This window comes from Streptomyces sp. NPDC102279 (assembly GCF_044766365.1).
In the GTDB taxonomy this organism is placed as follows: domain Bacteria; phylum Actinomycetota; class Actinomycetes; order Streptomycetales; family Streptomycetaceae; genus Streptomyces.
Genome location: NZ_JBIWLU010000016.1, coordinates 19,083 through 42,125, shown reverse-complemented (window position 1 = coordinate 42,125; position 23,043 = coordinate 19,083). Strand labels below are relative to the sequence as shown.

19 protein-coding genes and 2 pseudogenes are annotated in these 23,043 nt (G+C 71.8%); 14 read left to right on the top strand and 7 right to left on the bottom strand.

The annotated features are described in order from the left end of the window. Positions 1-168: 168 nt before the first annotated feature. Positions 169-945 carry a dimethylargininase gene (gene ddaH / locus ACIRQH_RS34305; RefSeq protein ID WP_404228737.1) on the bottom strand — a complete coding sequence of 259 codons (777 nt, stop codon included), beginning with the start codon at positions 943-945 and terminating at the stop codon, positions 169-171. A gap of 123 nt (positions 946-1,068) precedes the next feature. Continuing rightward, a complete protein-coding gene (locus ACIRQH_RS34300; RefSeq protein ID WP_404228734.1) occupies positions 1,069-2,703 on the bottom strand; it encodes an ABC-F family ATP-binding cassette domain-containing protein in 1,635 nt (544 codons plus the stop codon). A gap of 303 nt (positions 2,704-3,006) precedes the next feature. Between ACIRQH_RS34300 and ACIRQH_RS34295 the strand changes: the two genes are divergently transcribed. Then, positions 3,007-3,687 carry a GPP34 family phosphoprotein gene (locus tag ACIRQH_RS34295; protein WP_358820729.1) on the top strand — a complete coding sequence of 227 codons (681 nt, stop codon included), beginning with the start codon at positions 3,007-3,009 and terminating at the stop codon, positions 3,685-3,687. A gap of 117 nt (positions 3,688-3,804) precedes the next feature. After that, entirely contained in the window at positions 3,805-4,641 is an 837-nt protein-coding gene (locus ACIRQH_RS34290) for an isocitrate lyase/phosphoenolpyruvate mutase family protein (protein WP_404228732.1), read from the top strand. A gap of 15 nt (positions 4,642-4,656) precedes the next feature. On the opposite strand, the gene ACIRQH_RS34285 is transcribed toward ACIRQH_RS34290, so the two are convergent. Beyond that, positions 4,657-5,073 (bottom strand): SsgA family sporulation/cell division regulator, encoded by a 417-nt coding sequence (locus tag ACIRQH_RS34285; RefSeq protein ID WP_358820727.1) that lies wholly within the window; start codon positions 5,071-5,073, stop codon positions 4,657-4,659. Between the two features lie 272 nt (positions 5,074-5,345). Here ACIRQH_RS34285 and ACIRQH_RS34280 point away from each other — a divergent pair, with 272 nt between their 5' ends. Continuing rightward, entirely contained in the window at positions 5,346-6,449 is a 1,104-nt protein-coding gene (locus ACIRQH_RS34280; protein WP_404228729.1) for a WD40/YVTN/BNR-like repeat-containing protein, read from the top strand. 50 nt (positions 6,450-6,499) lie between these two features. On the opposite strand, the pseudogene ACIRQH_RS34275 reads toward ACIRQH_RS34280, so the two are convergent. Continuing rightward, a pseudogene (locus ACIRQH_RS34275) lies at positions 6,500-6,697 on the bottom strand (hypothetical protein); the annotation flags it as partial. On the opposite strand from ACIRQH_RS34275, the gene ACIRQH_RS34270 reads away from it, so the two are divergent. Beyond that, entirely contained in the window at positions 6,635-7,324 is a 690-nt protein-coding gene (locus tag ACIRQH_RS34270) for an endonuclease V (RefSeq protein ID WP_404228726.1), read from the top strand. The pseudogene ACIRQH_RS34275 and the gene ACIRQH_RS34270 sit on opposite strands and share 63 nt — an antisense overlap. A 146-nt stretch (positions 7,325-7,470) precedes the next feature. Further along, positions 7,471-7,617: a morphogenic membrane protein MmpA gene (gene mmpA, locus ACIRQH_RS34265; RefSeq protein WP_358820724.1), complete on the top strand. Its 147-nt coding sequence runs from the start codon at positions 7,471-7,473 to the stop codon at positions 7,615-7,617. Between the two features lie 90 nt (positions 7,618-7,707). Here the strand turns inward: mmpA and ACIRQH_RS34260 are convergent, their stop codons facing one another. Then, positions 7,708-8,880: a saccharopine dehydrogenase NADP-binding domain-containing protein gene (locus ACIRQH_RS34260; RefSeq protein ID WP_358820723.1), complete on the bottom strand. Its 1,173-nt coding sequence runs from the start codon at positions 8,878-8,880 to the stop codon at positions 7,708-7,710. Between the two features lie 139 nt (positions 8,881-9,019). Here ACIRQH_RS34260 and ACIRQH_RS34255 point away from each other — a divergent pair, with 139 nt between their 5' ends. From ACIRQH_RS34255 to ACIRQH_RS34230, 6 genes are all read left to right on the top strand, one after another. Further along, positions 9,020-9,400 (top strand): MmcQ/YjbR family DNA-binding protein, encoded by a 381-nt coding sequence (locus ACIRQH_RS34255; protein WP_404228722.1) that lies wholly within the window; start codon positions 9,020-9,022, stop codon positions 9,398-9,400. 236 nt (positions 9,401-9,636) lie between these two features. Next, complete coding sequence (locus ACIRQH_RS34250) at positions 9,637-10,773, top strand: CaiB/BaiF CoA transferase family protein (RefSeq protein WP_388876846.1); 1,137 nt, start codon at positions 9,637-9,639, stop codon at positions 10,771-10,773. Beyond that, a complete protein-coding gene (locus tag ACIRQH_RS34245; protein WP_388876849.1) occupies positions 10,773-11,786 on the top strand; it encodes an LLM class F420-dependent oxidoreductase in 1,014 nt (337 codons plus the stop codon). Before ACIRQH_RS34250 ends, ACIRQH_RS34245 begins: the two co-directional genes overlap by 1 nt. 73 nt (positions 11,787-11,859) lie before the next feature. Beyond that, a complete protein-coding gene (locus tag ACIRQH_RS34240; RefSeq protein ID WP_388876852.1) occupies positions 11,860-13,002 on the top strand; it encodes an acyl-CoA dehydrogenase family protein in 1,143 nt (380 codons plus the stop codon). A gap of 21 nt (positions 13,003-13,023) precedes the next feature. Further along, positions 13,024-14,238, top strand: a complete 1,215-nt coding sequence (locus ACIRQH_RS34235; RefSeq protein WP_358820718.1) for an acetyl-CoA C-acetyltransferase — start codon at positions 13,024-13,026, stop codon at positions 14,236-14,238. A 38-nt stretch (positions 14,239-14,276) separates the two neighbouring features. Next, positions 14,277-16,505 carry a 3-hydroxyacyl-CoA dehydrogenase NAD-binding domain-containing protein gene (locus ACIRQH_RS34230; RefSeq protein ID WP_404228717.1) on the top strand — a complete coding sequence of 743 codons (2,229 nt, stop codon included), beginning with the start codon at positions 14,277-14,279 and terminating at the stop codon, positions 16,503-16,505. Positions 16,506-16,978: 473 nt separating this feature from the next. Here ACIRQH_RS34230 and ACIRQH_RS34225 read toward each other — a convergent pair whose 3' ends face one another. Beyond that, positions 16,979-17,677: a MerR family transcriptional regulator gene (locus tag ACIRQH_RS34225; RefSeq protein WP_358820716.1), complete on the bottom strand. Its 699-nt coding sequence runs from the start codon at positions 17,675-17,677 to the stop codon at positions 16,979-16,981. Between the two features lie 593 nt (positions 17,678-18,270). Here ACIRQH_RS34225 and ACIRQH_RS34220 point away from each other — a divergent pair. The 3 genes and pseudogenes from ACIRQH_RS34220 to ACIRQH_RS34210 all read left to right on the top strand — a co-directional run bounded on the left by ACIRQH_RS34220 (position 18,271) and on the right by ACIRQH_RS34210 (position 21,368). Beyond that, the gene (locus ACIRQH_RS34220; protein ID WP_404228714.1) at positions 18,271-19,737 is read left to right on the top strand and encodes an amino acid permease; all 1,467 of its coding nucleotides are present in this window, start codon (positions 18,271-18,273) and stop codon (positions 19,735-19,737) included. Positions 19,738-19,836: 99 nt separating this feature from the next. Further along, positions 19,837-20,315: pseudogene (locus ACIRQH_RS34215) on the top strand (macro domain-containing protein). A gap of 132 nt (positions 20,316-20,447) precedes the next feature. Further along, entirely contained in the window at positions 20,448-21,368 is a 921-nt protein-coding gene (locus ACIRQH_RS34210; RefSeq protein ID WP_404228712.1) for an adenosine kinase, read from the top strand. A gap of 92 nt (positions 21,369-21,460) precedes the next feature. Here the strand turns inward: ACIRQH_RS34210 and ACIRQH_RS34205 are convergent, their stop codons facing one another. After that, positions 21,461-22,978: a M1 family metallopeptidase gene (locus ACIRQH_RS34205; protein WP_404228709.1), complete on the bottom strand. Its 1,518-nt coding sequence runs from the start codon at positions 22,976-22,978 to the stop codon at positions 21,461-21,463. Between the last annotated feature and the right edge of the window lie 65 nt (positions 22,979-23,043).

The following is a 23,043-nucleotide window of genomic DNA, read 5'->3' as shown; positions in this document are numbered from 1 at the left end:
TACGGCATCGTAGGCTACGTATCCGTAGGTTACGTTGCCGTAGGTTAAGACTCCGTAAAGAGTGCTGATCAGCAGGGTTTTCGGCAAGATCGCTCACTCCCCGGCACCCTCCGGAAGCGCTCCGGAAGCGCAGGTCCGCGAGTACCCGCGAGCGTCTCGATCACTCGGTCAGGTGTACAGCTCCCGGAGCCGGACCGAGAGGCATGTCACACAGCCTTCGAGCTTCTCGAACTCGCTGATGTCGACCGGGACCGGTGTGTGTCCGAGGTCCGCGAGCAGTTCCGCGGTCTTCGGAGCACTCCCCGCCATCAGGAGCCTCCCGCCGCCCAGCAGCACCACGTGCGCCCCTGACTCCTCCGGCACCGGCAGGAAGCGCGGGAAGAGGGCGGGGGAGTCCACGAGGGGCTCGTACCCGATCACCGTTCCGTCGGGCAGCGCGGTGACCGCCGACTTCAGGTGGAGCACCGTGCTGACGGGGACGGCCACGACGCGCGCCCCGAGCGGCTCGAAGACGGCGCGCAACTGCCCCACGCCGGCCGCGTCGGTCCGCCCGCCCCGGCCCACGTAGATCGTGTCGCCGACCTTCAGGACGTCGCCCCCGTCGAGGGTGCCCGGCTCCCGGATCCGGTTCACCGAGCAGCCGAGGCGCTCCACGGCCTCCTCGACCCCGGCGGTCTCGCCGCGCCGGGACCGCGCGCCGGAGCGGGCGATCAGGGCGACGTTGCGGAAGACGACGACGGCGTCCTCGACGAACACGGCGTCCGGGCAGTCGTCGGCCGGGTCGACCTCGACGGTCTCCCAGGCGTGCGCGCGCAGCGCCTCGACGTACGCCTCCCACTGTTCGACCGCCCGGGCCACGTCGACCGGGGCGCGCTCGATGTGCGTCACCAGCCCCTCGGCGAGCCGAGGGCTGGGACGGCGCACGAGTGCTTTCCGGCTGGGCACAGGCGGGTCTCCGATCCGGCAGGGGGCGTCGGCGCACAGCGTGCGCGCTTGCGGCGCGCGAGAGCCCCCAGCTACACGTCGGGCACCGTCCCACCCGACGCTAGGCGGCCCCCGCCGTCCGCACTAGAAGGAATACCCGACAGTTTCCGGAGCGATTTCTTTCAGTTCTCCTCCTTCCAGCAGCAGCCAACGCGTGATGCCGATCGACTCGAGGAACGGCATGTCGTGGCTGGCGACGACGAGTGCGCCCTCGTAGGACTCCAGAGCTGAGGTGAGCCGGCTGACGCTCGCCAGGTCGAGGTTGTTCGTCGGCTCGTCGAGCATCAGGAGCTGAGGGGCGGGCTCGGCCAGCATCAGGGCGGCGAGTGCCGCCCGGAAGCGTTCGCCGCCGGAGAGCGTCGCCGCCCGCTGGTCGGCCTTCGCCCCTTTGAACAGGAAGCGGGCCAGGCGTGCCCGGACGCGGTTGTTGGTGGCCGCGGGCGCGTACCGGGCGACGTTCTCGGCGACGGTCAGTTCGTCGTCGAGGACGTCGAGGCGCTGCGGCAGGAACCGCAGGGGCACATGGGCCTGAGCGTGGCCGGACACGGCGTCCAGCTCGCCCGCGATCGTGCGCAGGAGTGTCGTCTTGCCCGCTCCGTTGCGCCCGATCAGCGCGATCCGCTCCGGGCCGCGCAGCTCGAACATGCCGTCCACCCGCGCGCCGTACCGCAACTCCAGCTGTTCGAGTGTGAGGACGGTCCGCCCCGGCGGTACGGCCGTGTGCGGCAGGTCGATACGGATCTCGTCGTCGTCCCGTACGGCCTCCACCGCCTCGTCGAGGCGCTCCTTCGCCTCGCTGAGCCTCTCCTCGTGCAGGATGCGGTGCTTGCCCGCGGACTCCTGAGCCGAGCGTTTGCGCGCCCCCATGACGATCTTCGGCTCGCGCTTCTGGTCGTTCATCTTCTGTCCGTACCGCTTGCGCCGGGCCAACTTGACCTGCGCGTCCACCAGTTCGCGCTTCTGCTTCTTCAGGTCGGACTCGGCGACGCGCACCATGCGCTCGGCCGCCTCCTGCTCGCCGGCGAGGGCCTCCTCGTACGCGGAGAAGTTCCCGCCGTACCAGGTGACCCCGCCGGAGTGCAGGTCGGCGATCTGGTCGACCAGGTCGAGGAGTTCGCGGTCGTGACTGACCACGACCATGACCCCGGACCACGCTTCGACGGCCGCGTACAGCCGCTGTCGCGCGTACAGGTCGAGGTTGTTGGTGGGTTCGTCGAGGAGGAGGACGTCGGGGCGGCGCAGCAGCAGGGATGCCAGACGCAGCAGTACCGACTCGCCGCCGGACACCTCGCCGATGGTGCGGTCCAGGTCGACGTGGCCGAGGCCGAGTTCACCGAGGGTGGCCAGGGCCCGCTCCTCCACGTCCCAGTCGTCGCCGACGACGTCGAAGTGTTCCTCGGCGGCGTCGCCGGACTCGATCGCGTGCAGGGCGGCCTGCTGTGCGGCGATACCGAGGGCCTCGTCGACCCGCAGGCCCGTGTCGAGCGTGACGCTCTGCGGCAGATGACCGATCTCGCCGGCGACCCTGACGGTCCCGTCGGCCGGGGTGAGTTCCCCGGAGATCAGCTTCAACAGCGTTGACTTTCCTGACCCGTTGACCCCGACGAGACCGGTCCTGCCCGGCCCGAACGCGATCTGTAGGTCCTCGAACACATCGGTGCCGTCCGGCCACGCGAAGGACAGGGAGGTGCACGTGATGGAGGTGGGGAAGGTTGACATGAGGGCCTCGCGGTTGCTGGAAGCGGTCGGGGGTACGCGTTCGGGACACCGCGAGGCGACGACGATCCAGTTCGGAGGAGAGCGAGAAGAAGGCCCTGTGCCGAAGGACGGCTCGAACGCCGAGGTCGCACGCTGCGCACACGGAAGCCGGACAGAACCGACTGCGTGTGACGCGGTGTCTCAGACCTCAGACGAGCAACGTCCTTCTCCATTCGACGGCAACAGAACCGCTGTACACGGTAGGGACGGCCCAGGGGGCTGTCAAAGGATTAACGTGGCCCCCACGACACCTAAGGAGACCCCGTGCCGTACGGCCCGCTCTCGCTGCCCGCCCGGCTCTACCTCCTGGCCTGGGACACCACGAAACCCAAGGTCACCGGGTCGACCCACCTCCATCACCTGGTGCGCGCCGGCGCCCTCACCGAGCTGGCCCAGCGTGGGCTGCTCGTCGACGACGACGGCATCGTCACCCCGGTGGACCCGGACTCCCGGACCGGTGACCTGGTCCTCGACGGGCTGCTCGAACTCGTCGCGGAGTCCCGGCCCCGCAAGTGGAAGGCCTGGGTCACGCTCCGCGCCCGGGTCACCCTGGACGCCGTCCGCGCGCAGCTGGCCGCCGAGGGATATCTGCGGGCGGAGAAGAAGCGGGTCCTCGGGCTCTTCCCCTCCGTGGACTACACCCTGGACCGGCTCCCCGTCGTGGACGCGCTGCGCGCCGAGGCACGCCAGGTACTGGAGGGGCCGGTGCCGGTCGCCGAGGTCGGTGACCGCGACGCCGCCCTGGTCGCCCTCGCCACCGCGGCCGAACTGCGCACGCTCGCCTCGGCCAAGGAACGCAAGCTCCACAAGGCCCGTATCGAGGAACTCACCGAACGCGGGGGCGCGGCGGCCCCGGCCCTGAAGAGGGTCATCCAGGAGGTCAGGACCGCGGTCATCGTGGCGGCGACGACCGCCTCGACCACGGCGGCGACCACCGGAGGCTGAGCCGCCCGGACTGATGCCGGGCGCTCCTCGAACCGGTGTTCCCGGCCGACGATGTGCCCCACGTCCATGTCGGATTCCTGCCAGCCCCCGCGCCCCGGCCCGTGCTTGGCTCCTCCCATGACCACCACGGAACAGCTCCGCGCAACCGCCCTCGCCTTCCGCGCCCTGCACGTCCCCGGGCAGCCCGTCGTCCTGCCGAACGCCTGGGACACGGCGAGTGCCCGGATCGTCGAGGAGGCCGGTGCGGCGGCGGTGGCGACGACCAGCGCCGGGCTCGCCTGGGACCTGGGCGCCGCCGACGGGGACGCGCTCGACCGGGAGCGCGCGCTGGCCGCCGTCGCGAGGATCGCGGCGGCGGTGGCCGTGCCGGTCAGCGCGGACATCGAGAGCGGGTACGCGCCGGACGCCCAGGGCGTGGGTGACACCGTCCGAGCGGTGCTGGCGGCGGGCGCCGTGGGCGTGAACATCGAGGACGCCCTCCACGGGGACGGCGCCGGGCCGTTGCGGCCGGTAGCCGCCCAGGCCGACCGGATCGCGGCGGCCCGCGCGGCGGCCGACGCGGCGGGCGTGCCGTTGTTCGTCAACGCCCGCATCGACACGTTCCTGCGCGGCGCGGGCGGGGTGGAGGAGACCCTGGAGCGCGCCGCGGCGTTCCTCGCCGCCGGAGCGGACGGCGTCTTCGTCCCCGGGGCCGTCGATCCGGTGACGGTCAAGGCGCTCGTCGGGGGCATCGACGGACCGTTGAACATCATGGTGGGCCCGGGCGCCCCGCCCGTCGCCGAGCTGGCCGCCCTCGGCGTGGCCCGCGTCAGCGCGGGCTCGGGCATCGCACAGGCCGCCCATGCCCTGGTCCGTCGTGCCGCGCGGGAGCTGCTGGGCACGGGGACCTACGGAGCGATGGTCGGCGGGTTCGACTACGGCGAGCTCAACTCCCTGCTGGGACGCACCCGCTGACGAGGCGTCGGGTCCTCAGCAGGTGCCCCGCATCAGCTCCGCGAGATCGTGGTCCAGGTCGACCTGGAGGTGCTCCAGACCGACCGGGACCAGCTCGGTCGTCAGCTGCAGGAAGTCCCGTACCTCTCCCGAGCGCACATGCACCACCGCGGTGCCCTCGGGGGCGTGGAACTCCAGCACGGTGCGGTCGTAGCCGTACGGCCGCACCCGTACGTCACCGAACCCCACCGCGTCGTCGAGACCCGCCACCAGCAGTTCGCGGGCGAAGGTCCAGCAGACCTCCACGCCTTCGAGCGTCGCGGGCGCGGGGAAGGTCATGCGGACGGCGAACGGGTCGGTCCGGTCGTAGTGGAGGGTCGCGGGAATGCTCGGCATCCGCGGCGCGGCGGCGACGAGACGGGCCTCAACGGGCTGCTCGATGACGGTGGACAACGCGTTTGCTCCCTTGTGACGACTGGACGGACTCCGGGTGGATGACGTCGGTCATGGGAAGAGACGGAAAAATGACACGGCGCGTGCACCCGTGACCCGAGTGACCTCTGTCACCGGGGTCATGCACCGGGGAGATCCACTTTCCCCGACCGCGGCAGTCCCTTCCCGTCCCGTGCTCGCGGGACACCCCTGAGGACACCCGGACGGGCCCCCGAGGTTCCCGCCGGAGGCCATCTGGACGACAGCGGGCGAGTGGACTAGCTTCGCCCGCCATGAGGGGCTTGGGGAAGAAGAGGCGTACGGGTCGGTCGGTCACGGTGGGGCTGAGTGTCGCCACGCTCGCCGCGGCGCTCGCGGTGGCCGTGCCCGCGCAGGCGCGCGAACCGTCGCACGGGCAGGCGCGGAGCCCGCACTGGGCGCTCAAGGCGAGCGGGACGGACGCGCGGTTCCGCGGACTGGCCGCCGTCAGCCGGAACTCCGCCTGGGTGGCCGGTTCCAAGGGCACCGTGCTGCGCACCACCGACGGCGGCGCGCACTGGCGCGACGTGTCGCCCGCGGGCGCCGCGGACCTGGAGTTCCGTGACGTGGAGGCGTTCGACGCGCGGCGGGCCGTGGTCCTCGCCATCGGTGAGGGCGAGGCCTCCCGTGTGTTCAGGACCGAGGACGGGGGCACGACCTGGACCGAGTCCTTCCGCAACACCGACGCCAGGGCCTTCTACGACTGCCTCACCTTCTTCGACCCGCGCCACGGCCTGGCGATGAGCGATCCCGTGGACGGCCGGTTCCGCATCCTGTCGACCAGCGACGGCGGCCGCTCCTGGAAGGTGCTGCCCGGCCGCGGCATGCCCGCCGCGCAGGAGGGCGAGGCTGGATTCGCCGCGAGCGGCCAGTGCCTGGTCACCTCGGGGCCGCGCGACGTGTGGCTGGCCACGGGAGGGGCGGCGAGCGCGCGGGTGCTGCACTCCGCGGACCGCGGGCTGACCTGGACCGCCACCGACACCCCCGTCCCCGCGGGCGACCCCGCACGCGGTGTGTTCGCCCTGGCCTTCCGCGACCGGGTCCACGGGCTCGCGGTCGGCGGGGACTACCGCGCCGACCAGGCGTCGCCACGGGCCGCCGCGGTCACCGCCGACGGCGGCCGCAGCTGGACGACGGCCGACCGGCCGCCGCCCGCCTACCGCTCCGGCGTCACCTGGCTCCCGCACAGCCGCACGTCCGCGCTCGCCGTCGGACCCACCGGCACCGACCTGACCACCGACGGCGGCCGCACCTGGCACACCCTCGACTCCGGCTCGTACGACACCGTGGACTGCACCCCCGACCTGGGCTGCTGGGCCTCCGGCGAGAAGGGACGGGTCGCCCGGCTGGAGCGCTGAGGCCGGGCGGGTGCCGCTCGCCCGGGGACGGGTACCGCTCGGTCGACCGGTTCGCGGTACCGCTCCGGGCCCGGTGCGGCCTTCGTGGCGACGAACTCGGTCACGCGGTGCGCGCACACGCCTGCCGTGAGGAACGGATCGCCGGTCGGGCGCCGCGTGGGACAGGCCCTAGGCTCCCTCCCATCATGACGACCGTGAGGATTCCGGCGGGCTGGCCCGTCACCGAGGACCAAGCCCGCGCCGTGCAGGACGAGTTGAGGGCGCGGGTCGTCCTGGACGAGCCGGGCCCGCCGCCCGGCACCGGCCACGTCACGGGTGTGGACGTGGCCTACGACGACGAGCGGGACGTCGTGGCCGCGGCGGCCGTCGTCCTCGACGCGGCGACCCTCGACGTCGTGGCGGAGGCCACCGCGGTCGGCCAGGTCTCCTTCCCGTACGTCCCCGGGCTCCTGGCCTTCCGGGAGATCCCGACCGTCCTCGCCGCACTGGACGCCCTGCCCTGCCCGCCGAGCCTGGTGGTCTGTGACGGCTACGGCCTCGCCCACCCGCGCCGCTTCGGTCTCGCCAGCCACCTCGGCGTCCTCACCGGACTCCCCACCATCGGCGTCGCCAAGAACCCGTTCACCTTCGCGTACGACGATCCGGGCACCCGGCGCGGCAGCGCCTCACCGCTCCTCGCCGATCGCGACGAGGTCGGCCGCGCACTGCGCACCCGGGACGGCGTGAAGCCCGTGTTCGTCTCCGTCGGCCACCGCGTGGACCTCGACAACGCCTGCGCGCACACGCTCGCGCTCACGCCGAAGTACCGCCTGCCGGAATCCACCCGGCGGGCGGACTCCCTGTGCAGGAGGGCCCTTCAGGCGGCAACGTCCTGATGGCAACGCCCAGTTGGCTCCGCACGCCGTGAACGCGGTGTCTGGGCGGGCCATGTGCGAACGTCATCCGGGCGAGGCGTCTGAGTACGTCTTCTGAGTACGTGTACGGATGCGACGGCGCGGGCGTGATCGGCAGGCTGGCCCGCATGACCTCACACCGTGCCCCGAAGGCCGTCGCCGGCCCCGCCCAGCCCGTCGAGCGCGCCGTGACGGCGGCCCTGCTCCTCGCCGTCCTGGCCGGACTCGGCTGGGTCGGCGGGATGATCTGGACGGTGACCGGCTGGGCCACGTGACGGACGCTGAGCCGGTCCGCGCCCGCCCCGGCCCGAAACGCCCCCGGCCCACCCGGTGGCACCACCGGACATGTTGCACCGGCCGAGGCCCTAACGAACCGCGGCCACCCGGAAGGTGATGCCCGCCGCGCGGAGCCGCTCGATCAGCGCGTCACCCATCGCCACCGCCGGGGTGACCTGCCCGGACGTCTTCGGCAGATCGTCGAGAGCCAGGGCCATCGCCGACTCCGCGAGCATCTTGGCGGTCTCGTCGTAGCCGGGATCGCCGCCCGCGACCTCGGTGAACACGCGTCGGCCTCCGCCCTCGCCCACGAAACGCACCGAGAACCAGCTCTTCGCCCGCCGCGCCGCGCTCGGCCCCTCGCCGGGCTTGAAACGGTCGGACAACCAGCGCCGCGCGGGCGGCAGCTGAGCCGCCGCGAAGATCGCGCTCACCCCGGCCAGTCCGCCGAGAGCGATGGGCAGTCGTCGTACGGCCGCGTAGTGCCGATAGCGGAAGTCCGGTCCGTACCGCTCCAGGGCCCGCGCCGAGCGCTGCACCACCTGGGCGTCGATCGTGGGCAGAGGCAGTGCCCAGGCGCCGACCTCCCCCGCGAACCGTGGCGCGCCCAGCGGCGCCACGGCTCGGCGGCCCATCAGCCGCGGTTCGTGGCGCCTGCGGTCCCGAGCGGCCGCGATCATCTGCGGGCCCCGGGCGAACTGGTTGAGGGCGGAGTTGAACGTGCCGCCCGAGAACATCGCCTGGGATCGGACGAATCCGTCCACCCGCAGCGGCACGCCCTCGGGGAGCTGACCCACGGTGAAGTACGCGCCGAGGTCGTGCGGAATCGAGTCGAAACCGCAGGCGTGCACGAGCCGCGCGCCCGTCTCCCGCGCGCGTGCGTCGTGCCGCACGTACATCAGGTCCACGAACTCCGGCTCGCCGGTGAGGTCCAGATAGTCGGTCCCGGCATCCGCGCAGGCGGCGACCAGATCCTCCCCGTACGTGACGTACGGCCCCACCGTGCTGGCCACCACGCGCGCGTGCCCGGCGAGTTCGCGGACCGAGTCCGGGTCCGTCACGTCCGCCCGCAGCACACCGGGCGCGCCGCCGAGCCGCTCCCGCAGGCGCTCCAGTTTCTCCTCGCTGCGTCCGGCGATCGCCCACCGCAGCCCCTCGGGCGCATGCGCGGCGAGGTACTCCGCTGTGAGCTCTCCGACGAACCCCGTGGCTCCGAAGAGCACGACGTCGTACGCGCGGTCCGTCCCGTTCGGCCTGCTCATGACACCTTCTCCACTGTGGGCTGCGCTCGACCGTGCGGTGGCCCCGCGTCGTGTGCGAAGCGCCGTTGTCGGTGGCTGAGGCTAGCGTGAGGTGCGAGCAGCCGGACGACGAGGTCGCACGAACTGGCCGGAGGTAGCCGTGGCCGTGCCGAAAAACGCGCTGAAAAAGTGGCAGAAGGTGCGCGAGTTCGCGCTCGGCCTGCCCGGCGCCGCGGAAGAGTTCCCCTGGGGCGAGACCGTGGCCAAGGCCGACAAGAAGGTCTTCGTCTTCCTCGGTGTCGACGACGGCAGTCACCCGTTGGCCGTCACGGTGAAGCTCACGGACGAGGCGGCGCACGCGCATGCGCTCAGCTCGCCCGGCGCTGAGCCCGCCGGCTACGGCCTGGGCCGGGCCGGCTGGGTGCGCATACCCCTGGAGGAGCCGGGGGCTCCCCAAGCGGAGCTGCTGTGCGACTGGGTCGAGGAGAGCTATCGGGCCGTCGCGCCCAAGCGGCTGATCGCGGAGCTGGGCCAGGCCTGAGCGTGGTGCCGGACCTGCCGTGAACGCGGAAGCGGCCCGGTCCCGACCGTAGAGCCGGTCCCGCCGTCGGCCCGCGGCGTCCGTTTCGGGTCCTCTGGTCCGTTCCGGACCCCCTCGGTCATCTCCACCCACCGGGAATTTAACTAAGCGCTTGCTCGTCGGGGGCTTGCCCGGAGTGGAACACGTTCTTAACATCGCTGATGTCACATCAGTGGTGTCACAGTGCTGGGAGCTTGATGGCAGTGACAGGAACGCCGGGGCACGGCCCCCTCGCCGGAGTGCGTGTCGTCGAGCTGGCGGGCATCGGACCCGGCCCGTTCGCCGCCATGCTCCTGGCCGACCTGGGAGCGGACGTCGTGCGGGTGGACCGCCCCGACGGCCCCGGCCTCGCGATCGATCCGGCCCACGACGTCACCAACCGCAACAAGCGGTCCGTGATCATCGACCTCAAGGCCGAGAACGGCCCGTCCCGGGTCCTCGACCTGGCCGAACGGGCGGACATCCTGATCGAGGGCTACCGCCCCGGCGTCGCGGAGCGCCTCGGCGTCGGCCCCGACGCCTGTCACGCCCGCAACCGCAAGCTCGTCTACGGTCGGATGACCGGCTGGGGCCAGGACGGCCCGCTCGCCCACCGCGCCGGGCACGACGTCGCCTACATCGCACTCACCGGCACCCTCGGCATGATCGGCAGGCCGGGCGAGGCCCCCGCCGTCCCCGCGAACCTCCTCGGCGACTACGCGGGCGGTTCGCTCTACCTCGTCGTCGGTGTCCTCGCCGCACTCCACTCCGCGCGCGAGAGCGGCGAGGGGCAGGTGGTGGACGCGGCCATCGTCGACGGCACCGCCCACCTGTCCGCGATGATCCACGGCATGATGGCCGCCGGCGGCTGGCAGGACCGGCGCGGCGCCAACCTCCTCGACGGCGGCTGCCCGTACTACGGCACCTACGAGACGGCCGACGGCGGCTACATGGCGGTGGGCCCCCTGGAGGGGCAGTTCTACGACATGTTCGTCGACCTGCTCGGCGTCCCGGAACTGCGCCCCGCCCGCAAGGACCTCGCCCGCTGGCCGGAACTGCGTGAGACGGTAGCCGCCCGCTTCAAGACCCGTACCCGGGACGAGTGGACCGCGGTGTTCGACGGATCCGACGCGTGCGTGGCGCCGGTCCTCTCGCTGCGCGAGGCACCCACTCATCCGCACCTCGCGGCCCGCGGCACCTTCGTGGACCACGGCGGCATCACCCAGCCGGCCCCCGCGCCGCGCTTCTCCACCACCCCCACCTCCGTGCGCGGCGGTCCCGCCCTGCCGGGGGCCGACACCGCGGACGTGGCCCGAGACTGGGACGTGCCCCGGCTGACCGAGGACGACGCCTGATGGAACTCTCCCTCCCGCTCGACTACGCCGGCGACGCGCGACAGGCCGCCGACGGGGTCGCCGCCCTGGAGGCCGCCGGTCTGGACGCCGTGTGGGTCGCCGAGGCCTACGGCTTCGACTCGCCCACGGTCATGGGCTACCTGGCCGCCCGCACCGAGCGCATGAGGATCGGCGCCGCGATCCTGAACGTCTACTCGCGCACCCCCGCCCTGATCGCCCAGACGGCGGCAGGGCTCGACGCGGTGTCCGGGGGACGCGCCATCATCGGTCTCGGAGCCTCGGGCCCCCAGGTCGTCGAGGGCTGGCACGGGAAGGCGTACGACAGGCCGCTCGGCCGGACCCGCGAGACCATCGAGCTGACCCGCCGCATCCTGCGCCGCGAGGTCATCGACCACCACGGCATCACCGACATGCCCCGCCCCGGCGGCCTGGGCAAGCCGCTGAAGATCCTCACCAGGCCCGTGCGCCCCGAAGTCCCGCTGTATGTCGCCTCGTTGGGACCGGCCAACGTACGGATGACCGCGGAGATCGCGGACGGCTGGCTCCCCACGCTGTTCATCCCCGAGAAGGCCCACCAGGTGTGGGGCACCGCCCTGGCCGAGGGCACGGCGCTGCGCGACCCGGCGCTCGGCCCCCTCCAGGTCGTCGCCGGCGGCCCGCTCGCGATCGGCGAGGACGCGGCGGCCCTGCGCGACCTCGTGCGCCCCCGCATCGCGCTCTACGTGGGCGGCATGGGCGCCCCGGGCAGGAACTTCTACAACGACCTCGCCGTGGCGTACGGCTACGAGAAGGAGGCCCGGCTCATCCAGGAGCTGTACCTCTCCGGCCGCAAGGCCGAGGCGGAGGCGGCCGTGCCGGACGAGTTCTGCGAACTGATGTCGCTGTGCGGCCCCGAGGCCTACGTCCGCGAGCGCGTCGCCGCCTTCCGGGAGGCCGGGGTGACGATGCTCAACGTGACGCCCGTGGGCCCGGATCCGGCCCGGCTCGTCGAGACCGTGAAGGGCTGGCTCTGAACGGCCGCCCGACCGGCACGCCCCCGCCCCCGACCGTGGCCCCCCGCACGCACACCAGGAAGGCCGTTCCCGCATGAAGCGGCAGATCTTCACCGCCGAGCACGACGCGTTCCGCGAGACCGTCCGCACCTTCCTCGCCAAGGAGGTGCTGCCCCACTACGAGCAGTGGGAGAAGGACGGCATCGTCTCGCGCGAGGCCTGGCGGGCCGCCGGCAGGCAGGGCCTCCTCGGGCTCGCCGTGCCCGAGGAGTACGGGGGCGGCGGCAACGCGGACTTCCGCTACAGCGCCGTCCTCGCCGAGGAGTTCACCCGCGCGGGAGCCGCCGGTCTCGCCGTAGGCCTGCACAACGACATCATCGGCCCCTATCTGACCGGCCTCGCCACCGAGGAGCAGAAGCGGCGCTGGCTGCCCGGTTTCTGCGACGGCTCGCTCGTCACGGCGATCGCCATGACCGAACCCGGCGCCGGATCCGACCTCCAGGGCATCACGACCCACGCCGAGGACAAGGGTGACCACTTCCTGCTCAACGGCTCCAAGACCTTCATCTCCAACGGGATCCTCGCCGACCTCGTGATCGTCGTCGCCCGGACCACCCCCGAGGGCGGTGCGCACGGACTGTCGCTGCTCGTCGTGGAGCGCGGCACCGAAGGTTTCGAGCGCGGCCGCAACCTCGACAAGATCGGCCAGAAGGCGCAGGACACCGCCGAGTTGTTCTTCAACGACGTGCGCGTGCCCAAGGAGAACCTCCTCGGCGAGCTGAACGGCGCCTTCGTCCACCTGATGACCAACCTCGCGCAGGAACGCATGGGCATCGCCGTCGCCGCCATCGCGGGCGCCGAACACCTGCTGGAGATCACCACCCGGTACGTGAAGGAGCGCGAGGCGTTCGGCAGGCCGCTCGCCAGACTCCAGCACATCCGCTTCGAGATAGCCGAGATGGCCACCGAGTGCGCCGTCACCCGCACCTTCCTCGACCGCTGCATCGTCGACCACTCCGACGGCGAACTCGACGCGGTGCACGCCTCGATGGCCAAGTGGTGGGCCACCGAACTCCAGAAGCGGGTCGCCGACCGCTGTCTGCAACTGCACGGCGGCTACGGCTATATGACGGAATACCGGGTCGCCCGGGCCTTCACCGACGGACGCATCCAGACCATCTACGGCGGGACCACCGAGATCATGAAGGAGATCATCGGCCGTTCCCTGCTCGGCTAACCCTCCCCGAAAGGCTTACCAGTGAGCACCGAAGCGTACGTGTACGACGCGATCCGCACCCCGCGCGGCCGCGGCAAGCAGAACGGTGCCCTGCACGGCACCAAGCCCATCGACCTGGTCGTCGGGCTCATCCACGAGGTGCAGCGCCGCTTCCCGGACCTCGACCCGGCCGCCATCGACGACATCGTCCTCGGCGTCGTCGGCCCGGTCGGCGACCAGGGCTCCGACATCGCCCGCATCTCCGCGATCGCCGCAGGACTGCCCGACACCGTGGCCGGCGTCCAGGAGAACCGCTTCTGTGCCTCGGGCCTGGAAGCCGTCAACCTCGCGGCGATGAAGATCCGTTCGGGATGGGAGGACCTCGTCCTCGCGGGCGGAGTCGAGTCGATGTCCCGCGTGCCGATGGCCTCGGACGGCGGCGCCTGGTTCGCCGACCCGATGACCAACCTGTCCACCAACTTCGTGCCGCAGGGCATCGGCGCCGACCTCATCGCCACCATCGAGGGCTTCTCCCGCCGTGACGTCGACGAGTACGCGGCCCTCTCCCAGGAGCGCGCCGCCGCCGCCGTGAAGGACGGCCGGTTCGAGAGGTCCGTCGTGCCGGTCAGGGACCGCGCCGGACTCACGGTCCTCGACCACGACGAGTTCCTGCGCCCCGGCACCACCGCCGACTCCCTCGCCAGGCTGAAGCCGTCGTTCGCCGACATCGGCGATCTGGGCGGATTCGACGCCGTGGCCCTGCAGAAGTACCACTGGGTCGAGGCCATCGACCACGTGCACCACGCGGGCAACTCCTCGGGCATCGTCGACGGCGCCTCGCTCGTCGCCATCGGCTCCCGCGAGGTCGGCGAGCGCTACGGCCTCACCCCCCGCGCGCGGATCGTCTCCGCCGCCGTCTCCGGATCCGAGCCCACCATCATGCTCACCGGACCCGCGCCCGCCACCCGCAAGGCGCTCGCCAAGGCCGGCCTGACCATCGACGACATCGACCTCGTCGAGATCAACGAGGCCTTCGCGGCCGTCGTCCTGCGCTTCGTACGGGACATGGGCCTGTCGCTGGACAAGGTCAACGTCAACGGCGGTGCCATCGCGCTGGGCCACCCCCTCGGTGCCACCGGCGCGATGATCCTCGGCACCCTCGTCGACGAACTGGAGCGTCAGGACAAGCGGTACGGCCTCGCCACCCTGTGCGTGGGCGGCGGCATGGGCATCGCCACGATCGTCGAGCGCGTCTGACCTTCCCAACGGATCACGGATCTACGGAGCATCCCCTGATGAGCACTGAGCCCACCACCATCCGCTGGGAACAGGACGAGACCGGCGTCGTCACCCTCGTCCTCGACGACCCCAACCAGTCCGCCAACACCATGAACCAGGCCTTCAAGGACTCGATCGCGGCCGTCGCCGAGCGCGCCGAGGCCGAGAAGGACTCCATCCGCGGCATCATCTACACCTCCGCCAAGAAGACCTTCTTCGCGGGCGGCGACCTCAAGGACATGATCCACGCGGGTCCCGAGGACGCCCAGCAGGTCTTCGAGGCCGGCACCGCCATCAAGTCCGCGCTGCGCCGCATCGAGACCCTCGGCAAGCCTGTCGTCGCCGCCCTCAACGGCGCAGCCCTCGGCGGTGGTTACGAGATCGCCCTCGCCTCCCACCACCGGATCGCCCTCGACGCACCCGGCTCCAAGATCGGCCTGCCCGAGGTCACCCTCGGTCTGCTGCCCGGCGGCGGCGGTGTCACCCGCACCGTCCGCCTCATGGGCATCGCCGACGCGCTGCTCAAGGTCCTGCTCCAGGGCACGCAGTACGCGCCGCAGCGGGCCCTGGAGAACGGCCTGGTCCACGAAGTGGCCGCCACCCCCGAGGAGATGCTCGCCAAGGCGCGCGCCTTCATCGACGCCAACCCCGAGTCCCGGCAGCCCTGGGACAAGCCGGGATACCGCATCCCTGGCGGCACCCCGGCCAACCCGAAGTTCGCGGCGAACCTGCCGGCCTTCCCGGCCAACCTGCGCAAGCAGCTCGGCGGCGCGCCCTACCCGGCCCCGCGCAACATCCTCGCGGCGGCCGTCGAGGGCTCCCAGGTCGACTTCGAGACCGCGCTGGTCATCGAGGGCCGCTACTTCACCGAACTGGTCACCGGCCAGACCTCGAAGAACATGATCCAGGCGTTCTTCTTCGACCTCCAGGCCGTCAACTCCGGCGTCAACCGGCCGCAGGGCATCGAGCCGCGCCCCGTCCGCAGGGTCGCCGTGCTCGGCGCGGGCATGATGGGCGCGGGCATCGCCTACTCGTGCGCCCGCGCGGGCATCGACGTCGTCCTGAAGGACGTGACGGCGGAGGCCGCGGCCAAGGGCAGGGCGTACTCCGAGAAGCTGTGCGCCAAGGCCGTCTCCCGGGGACGTACGACGCAGGAGAAGGCCGACGCCCTGCTCGCCCGCATCACGGCCACCGCGGACCCGAACGACCTCGCCGGCTGCGACGCCGTCATCGAGGCCGTCTTCGAGGACACCTCCCTCAAGCACAAGGTGTTCCAGGAGATCCAGAGTGTCGTCGAACCCGACGCCCTCCTCTGCTCCAACACCTCCACCCTGCCGATCACCGCGCTCGCGGAGGGCGTCGAGCGGCAGGAGGACTTCATCGGGCTGCACTTCTTCTCGCCCGTCGACAAGATGCCGCTCGTCGAGATCATCAAGGGCGAACGCACCGGTGACGAGGCGCTCGCCCGCGCCTTCGACCTCGTGCGGCAGATCAAGAAGACCCCGATCGTCGTCAACGACTCGCGGGGCTTCTTCACCTCCCGCGTCATCGGGCAGTTCATCAACGAGGGTGTCGCGATGGTCGGCGAGGGCATCGAGCCCGCCTCCATCGAGCAGGCCGCCGCCCAGGCCGGCTACCCCGCCAAGGTCCTCTCCCTGATGGACGAGCTGACGCTCACCCTGCCGCGCAAGATCCGCAAGGAGTCGCAGCGGGCCGTCGAGGAGGCGGGCGGCACCTGGGAGACACACCCGGCGGAGGCCGTCATCGACCGCATGGTCGACGAGTTCGGCCGCCCCGGCCGCAGCGGTGGCGGTGGTTTCTACGAGTACGGGGAGGACGGCAAGCGCGGCGGTCTGTGGCCGGGACTGCGCGAGCACTTCGGGGGTTCCGGGGGCCGCCCCCAGGACAACCGGAGCACCCGGGCGGGGCACGAGATCCCGTTCGAGGACATGAAGGAGCGCATGCTCTTCTCCGAGGCGCTGGACACGGTCCGGCTCCTGGAGGAAGGCGTCCTCACCTCCGTCGCCGACGCCAACATCGGGTCCATCTTCGGCATCGGGTTCCCCGGCTGGACCGGAGGCGTCCTGCAGTACGTCAACGGCTACGAGGGCGCCGCCGGCACCGGGCCGGCCGGATTCGTGGCCCGCGCGCGGCAGCTCGCCGAGCGCTACGGCGACCGGTTCACCCCGCCGGCGCTGCTGGTCGAGAAGGCGGACAAGGGCGAGCGTTTCACCGACGCGAGCTGACCCGGGCCTGTGCCGAGGGGTGACCTGTCACCCCTCGGCACAGGCGATGGGATCCGAGGGGCGGGCCATCGGACGCCGGCCGGTGAACCGGTGTCCCGCTCCTCACGGTCGGGCCCTTCTCCACGTTTTTGATGTCCCGGGCCGCCTACCGTGTCTCCAGGCCGCCCGCCGGGCCCGCGTCGTGATCATCGCCGCGGCCGTCCCCACGCCGTCGGCCCCGCCGCCGCCCGGACCGCTTCCGCGCCCGGACCGCCTCGGCGGCCGGACCGAGCGGCCTCAGCAGGGCGTTGGCGGCCGCGCGGGGGCCGTACGGCCTCACCGTCGACGTGATCGCGGCCGGAGTCCTCCCCGGTCGCGCCGACCTCGTCCCGACCCTCTTGCACGTGGTCGACGAGGGGAGGGGCTTCCTGGCCGGCCGGACACTCGACGTGACCGGCGGACCGGCCTGCCGGTGCGTTCCGCGCGGCGCCCGGTCAGGACTCCTTGAGCCACTCCCGCAGTTCCTCGTTCAGCGACCGCTGGAACGTGGTGAGGAGCGCCTGCACCACCAACGGCTGCATGTGCGCCGACAGTGACTTCACGGCCGCCACGGACTCGCGGTCGCCCACCGCTTCCCGCAGCAGGGCGGACAACTCGTGGGCCGCCGCCCGCGAGTGCTCCAGCAGGACGGTCCGGGCGGCGAGGATCGTCTCGTGCGCGAGGGGCACATCGAGGAGTTCCACCCCGAGCCGCAGCAGCCCGGGGTCGAGCCGAACGGCGTCGCCCGCCCGCTCGACGACGCCCATCGCGGTGAGCCGTTCCAGGTCCTCGTCGTCGAGGGGGCGCCCGGCCCGCCGCTCCAGCTCCGCACGGGTCACCTCCTCCGTCGCCTCGGGTGCCCAGGAGGCCACCACGGCGCGGTGGATGGCGAGATCGTGCGCACTCAGGCCGGGCGGCAACTGCGTGAGATGACGTTCGATCGCGGCCAGCGTCATGCCCCGGTGCTGCAACTCCTCGATGAGGGCCAGCCGCGCCAGGTGCTCCTGGCTGTACCGGCCGACGCGCCGAGGTCCGATCACCGGAGGCGGCAACAGGCCCCGGGCGCTGTAGAAGCGGACCGTGCGGACCGTGACGCCCGCCCGTGCGGCCAGCTCGTCGACCGTGAGCGTCGGCTCCCCGGTGTCCGTCGTCATGGCAGGTCCTCGCCTCTCGCGTCGTACCGCGCGCTCCGGTGAACCGGTGACCGCGCGGTGCAACAGTATTGCTGTCCCACCAGAGTTGTGAAAGCGGTTGTCCAGGACCGGCGCGGGGTGCGGCCCGCTCGGGACGACGGAGCGCGCCCGGCGACGGACCCCCGCCCTGTCGCCTCGCCCGTTCCCGGCCTCGATCCGCCGCCCCGCCTCGTCCTTGGCGCCCGGCGGGGCTGGGTCGAAGCCATGCACCCACGGTGACAGTGAGGTCGTAGAGCGTGATCGGACACACCCGGACGACGCGGTCACACGTGTCCGGAAAGCGTGCCCTCACACGGCCGGACCGCGTGACCTCAGGAGGTCGGCCGGGTGCGTGACGGCGGCGGGGTGCGGGCCGCACATGCCCGTCACAAGCCGTGCACCTCGTGATCGCCGGGTGAGAAGTTCCCTGGTGTGACGCGTGCCACCGCATGGGAGGTGATCCTCCTGGGCAGGCGGCGCCTTGGCCCGCGGACCGTCGAAGACAGCGCGGGCCCGGCACATCCGGACACCCGCGCACCCCGTGTGCCGGGGCGCACCAGAAGGTAGATCCACCCGTGAGCAAGGACGCCGTAGACACGGCCGGGGCCGCCTCCCGCACCGGTGCGACCCAGTCGCCCGCGGACGCGGGCGACGCCGGTTACAGCAAGGGCCTCAAGGCCCGCCACGTCAACATGATCGCCATCGGCGGCGCGATCGGCACGGGGCTCTTCCTCGGCGCCGGCGGCCGCCTCCGCGACGCGGGGCCCGCGCTCGCCGTCGCCTACCTCATCTGCGGCGCCTTCGCCTTCTTCGTGGTCCGCGCCCTCGGTGAGCTCGTCCTCTACCGGCCCTCCTCGGGGTCCTTCGTGTCGTACGCCCGGGAGTTCCTCGGTGAGAAGGGCGCGTACGTCGCCGGGTGGATGTACTTCCTCAACTGGTCGACGACCGGGATCGCCGACATCACCGCGATCGCGCTCTACACCCACTACTGGAGCTTCTTCACCGACATCCCGCAGTGGGTGCTGGCGCTGATCGCCCTCGCGGTGGTGCTGGCGGTGAACCTGATCTCGGTGAAGATCTTCGGCGAGATGGAGTTCTGGTTCGCGATCATCAAGGTCGCCACCCTCGTCGGCTTCATGCTGATCGGCATCTTCCTGCTGGCCACGCAGCACGAGGTCGGCGGCCACACGCCCGGCCCGGGCCTGGTCACCGACCACGGCGGGCTCCTGCCGCACGGCATGATGCCGGTCGTCCTCGTGATGCAGGGCGTGATCTTCGCGTACGCCGCGCTGGAGCTGGTCGGTGTCGCCGCCGGTGAGACGGAGGAGCCGGAGAAGGTCGTTCCGCGCGCGGTGAACTCGATCATGTGGCGCGTCGGTGTGTTCTACGTCGGTTCGGTCGTCCTGCTGGCCCTCCTGCTGCCCGGCTCGGTCTACACGGCCGACCAGAGCCCGTTCGTCACCGTGCTCTCGAAGATCGGTGTGCCCGCGGCCGGTGACGTCATGAACCTCGTCGTCCTCACGGCGGCCATGTCGTCGCTGAACTCCGGCCTGTACTCCACCGGCCGCATCCTGCGCTCCATGGCCATGGCGGGCTCGGCGCCCCGGTTCACCGCGAAGATGAACCGCAGCCAGGTCCCGTACGGCGGCATCCTGCTCACCTGCGCGGTGTGCGTGCTCGGTGTCGTCCTGAACTACCTCATGCCGAGCCAGGCCTTCGAGATCGTCCTGAACGTGGCGTCACTCGGCATCATCAGCACCTGGGTGATCATCATGATCTGCCACCTGGTGTTCGTCCGCCGGGCCAAGGAGGGGCTCGTGACCCGTCCCTCGTTCCGTCTGCGCGGCAGCCCGGTGACCGAGATCGTCACCATCGCCTTCCTGCTGGCCGTCCTCGGCCTGATGTGGAACGACCCCGAGGTCGGCCGGAAGACCCTCCTCCTCGTCCCCCTGATCGCCGTGCTGCTCGTGGCCGGCTGGTTCGGCGTCCGCCGCCGGGTCACCAAGACCCAGGACGAGGAACTGAGCGGGTTCACGAAGTAGCGCACGGGCGACGCGCCGAAGAGCTGCGCGCTCGGGGCTCCGTGGCTCACGGGTTCGCGCGCCGGGGCCACTGTCAGTGGCCGCCCTTACGGTGGCGTCATGTCGGGGATCAGGTATGTCCGGGGTGACGCCACCGCTCCGTCGGTCAAGGGCGCCAAGGTGATCGCCCACGTCTGCAACGACGTGGGGGCTGGGGAAAGGGCTTCGTGCCGGCCCTCTCCCGCCGCTGGCCGGAACCGGAGGCCGCGTACCGCGCCTGGCACCGCGCCCGTGCGGGCAACGACTTCGGCCTGGGCGCCGCCCAGTTCGTCCAGGTCGAAGGGGACCTGTGGGTGGCGAACCTGGTGGGGCAGCGGGGGATACGCGCGGGCAGCAAGGGTGCCCCCGTGCGCTACGAGGCCATCGACACCGCGCTCGGGCTGCTGGCGGACAAGGCGGTCGAACTCGGCGCGTCCGTCCACATGCCACGCATCGGCTGCGGGCTGGCCGGTGGCAGGTGGTCACGGGTGGAGCCGCTCGTCGAGGCGCGTCTGGTGAGTCGTGGCCCGGTGGTGACGGTGTACGACCACGGGGGCTGAGCGGGGGCTGAGCCGTCGTGATGTGGCCGTCGAAGATTGTGCCGCTGCAAGGAATTGCGAGACGTTGCGCAACTCCTTGCAGCAATCGTCGGAGGCTGCTTGACTCGCTGGTCGCATCCGACAGGGAGAGTCATGAGCCGCGACATCGACGTCCTCGTCCTCGGCGGCGCGGGCGTGGACACCATCGTGCACGTGCCCGAGCTGCCCCTTCCGTACGCCGACAGCTACATGATCCGCCCCGGGATCGAGACACGGGCCGGACAGACCGGGGACTTCGTCGCCCTCGGACTCCACGAGCTGGGCCTGCGCACCCACCACCTCGACATGCTCGGCGACGACCCGGAGGGCGACCTCGTCCGGGCCCTGCACCGCGACCGGGACATCCCGCTCACCGCGGTACCCCAGGCCGCCGGCACCAAGCGGGCCGTCAATCTCGTCGGGCCGGACGGGCGGCGGCTGTCCCTGTACGACAACACCCGCTCGGGGGACGCCGACCGGCTCCCGGAGCGGACGGTGCGGGAGCTGGCCGGGGCGAGCAGGCACGCCCACGTGTCCATCACCCACCCCTGCGCGTACGCCCTTCCGGCCCTCCGGGAGGCCGGGGTGACCCTGTCGACCGACCTGCACAACTGGGACGGCGAGAACCCGTACCACGAGCCGTTCGCGTACGCCGCCGACATCGTGTTCGTCTCCACCACCGCGCTGGCCGACCCCGAGCGCACCATGCGGCGCGTCAGCGAGCGCGGCCGGGCCGAGGTGGTCGTCGCCACGGCCGGCGCCGAGGGCGCGTACCTGCTGGCCGGGGACGAACTGATCCACGTGCCCGCGGTACCGCCCCCGGCACTCGTCGTCGACTCCAACGGCGCCGGGGACGCGTTCGCCGCCGGATTCCTCTTCGGCCGGCTGACCGGGGAGCCGCTCCGGCGCTGCGCCCTGTACGGCGCCGTGGCCGGCGCCCACGCGTGCACCGTGCCCTCGACCCGCGCCGAGGCGATCAGTCGCGCCGAACTCCTGTCCCGGACGGCCGAGTCGGAGGCAGCGGCCCCGGTGTGACCGGACGGGGGGGCGGAGCCCTGAGGGCGAGTGCGGGACGGACACCGGCTCACCCCCAGGGAGGTGTGGGCGACTCGGCCCGTGTGCGCCCCTCAGTGCCCGCGGGCCGTGCCCGAGTGGACCGAATCCGTCGCCGCGATCTTCCTCCACGACGTGGGCCGCGCCACGGAACCCCGGTCCGCCACCGCGGACTTGGCCAGACCCGCACCCCGCGCCGCCGGAGCGCCGGGCTTCGACGGCTGGAACAGCCAGGTGTCGAAGAGCGCGTCCAGTGACCGCCCGGACACCCGCTCGGCGAACGTGCGGAAGTCGTCGACCGACGCGTTCCCGTACGCGTGCTCCTTCGGCCACCCCTTCAGGACGGCGAAGAAGGCGTCGTCCCCGACCTCGTTGCGCAGGGCCTGCACCGCCAGCGCGCCCCGGTCGTAGATCGCCGCGTCGAACTGGTTCTCCGCCCCGGGGTCGCCGGGCGCGACCGTCCAGAACACGTCGTCCGCCGGGTGCGAGGCGTACGTGTAGTCCGCGAGTTCCTGTGTGGTGCCCTCGCCCTCGTGCTCCGACCAGAGCCACTGCGCGTACCGCGCGAAGCCCTCGTTGATCCAGATGTCCTTCCAGCCCTTCAGCGACACGTCGTCGCCGTACCACTGGTGCGCCAACTCATGCACGACGACGGAGGTGTTGGAGCCGTTCGCGAACTGCCGGGGGCTGTAGTACACCCGCGTCTGCGTCTCCAGCGCGTACCCGGTCGTGGTGTTGGGGACGTACCCGCCCGCGGAGCTGAACGGATACGGCCCGAAGTAGCCGCTCAGCCAGTCCACGAGCTCACCGGTCCGCTCGACACTGGCGCGCGCCGCGCCGTCGTTGTCGCCGAGGTCCTTGCTGTAGGCGTTGACGATCGGGACGCCGCCGTCGGACGTACCGGTCGTGATGTCGAACTTCCCCACCGCGAGGGTCGTCAGGTACGTGGCCTGCGGCTTGTTCGACCGCCAGTTGTAGCGGGTCCAGCCGAGCCGTGAACTCGACGACTGCAGTGTGCCGTTGGAGATCGCCTGGGTGCCGTCCGGGACGGCCACCGACACGTCGTACGTGGCCTTGTCGAGCGGGTGGTCGTTGCTCGGGTACCACCACCAGGCCGACTCGGGCTCGTCCGCGGCGACGGCGCCGTCCGGCGTGCGGTGCCAGGTCGAGAAGCCGTACGCGGACTTCGTGGACGGCACTCCGCTGTAGCGGACGACGACGGTGACGGGCGTGCCCTTGGCGAGCGGCTTCGCCGGGGTGATCTCCAGCTCGTGCTCGCCCGACGTCGAGAACGACGCCTTCGCGCCGTTGACCCGGACCTCGCTCACGTCGAGCAGGAAGTCCAGATCGAAGCGGGACAGATCCTGCGTGGTGGTCGCCAGCAGGGTTGCCGTTCCTTCCAGTTCGTCCGTCCGTGGCTGGTAGGTGAGCCGCAGGTCGTAGTGGGAGACGTCGTATCCGCCGTTGCCGTAGGCCGGGTAGTAGGGGTCGCCGATGCCCGGTGCTCCGGGTGTGTAGCTTGCCGCCGATGCCGGGATCGCCAGCAGCAGGGAGGCGGCCAGGGCGCCCGGGGCGATGAGTCTGCGGTGCACGTGGGGCTCCAAGTCGTGGGGGCATGAAGTCTGTCCGGAGCCTATTGAGTCCCTGTGGCCCCGGT

Bases quoted from the DNA above. Each gene is read 5' to 3' on its own strand.
- ACIRQH_RS34280 (WP_404228729.1), top strand. From the start codon at position 5,346: ATGAGGGGCTTGGGGAAGAAGAGGCGTACGGGTCGGTCGGTCACGGTG.
- ACIRQH_RS34270 (WP_404228726.1), top strand. From the start codon at position 6,635: ATGACGACCGTGAGGATTCCGGCGGGCTGGCCCGTCACCGAGGACCAA.
- ACIRQH_RS34260 (WP_358820723.1), bottom strand. From the start codon at position 8,880: ATGAGCAGGCCGAACGGGACGGACCGCGCGTACGACGTCGTGCTCTTC.
- ACIRQH_RS34225 (WP_358820716.1), bottom strand. From the start codon at position 17,677: ATGACGACGGACACCGGGGAGCCGACGCTCACGGTCGACGAGCTGGCC.
- ACIRQH_RS34245 (WP_388876849.1), top strand. From the start codon at position 10,773: ATGGAACTCTCCCTCCCGCTCGACTACGCCGGCGACGCGCGACAGGCC.
- ACIRQH_RS34240 (WP_388876852.1), top strand. From the start codon at position 11,860: ATGAAGCGGCAGATCTTCACCGCCGAGCACGACGCGTTCCGCGAGACC.
- ACIRQH_RS34300 (WP_404228734.1), bottom strand. From the start codon at position 2,703: ATGTCAACCTTCCCCACCTCCATCACGTGCACCTCCCTGTCCTTCGCG.
- ACIRQH_RS34230 (WP_404228717.1), top strand. From the start codon at position 14,277: ATGAGCACTGAGCCCACCACCATCCGCTGGGAACAGGACGAGACCGGC.
- ACIRQH_RS34210 (WP_404228712.1), top strand. From the start codon at position 20,448: ATGAGCCGCGACATCGACGTCCTCGTCCTCGGCGGCGCGGGCGTGGAC.
- ACIRQH_RS34250 (WP_388876846.1), top strand. From the start codon at position 9,637: ATGGCAGTGACAGGAACGCCGGGGCACGGCCCCCTCGCCGGAGTGCGT.
- ACIRQH_RS34290 (WP_404228732.1), top strand. From the start codon at position 3,805: ATGACCACCACGGAACAGCTCCGCGCAACCGCCCTCGCCTTCCGCGCC.
- mmpA (WP_358820724.1), top strand. From the start codon at position 7,471: ATGACCTCACACCGTGCCCCGAAGGCCGTCGCCGGCCCCGCCCAGCCC.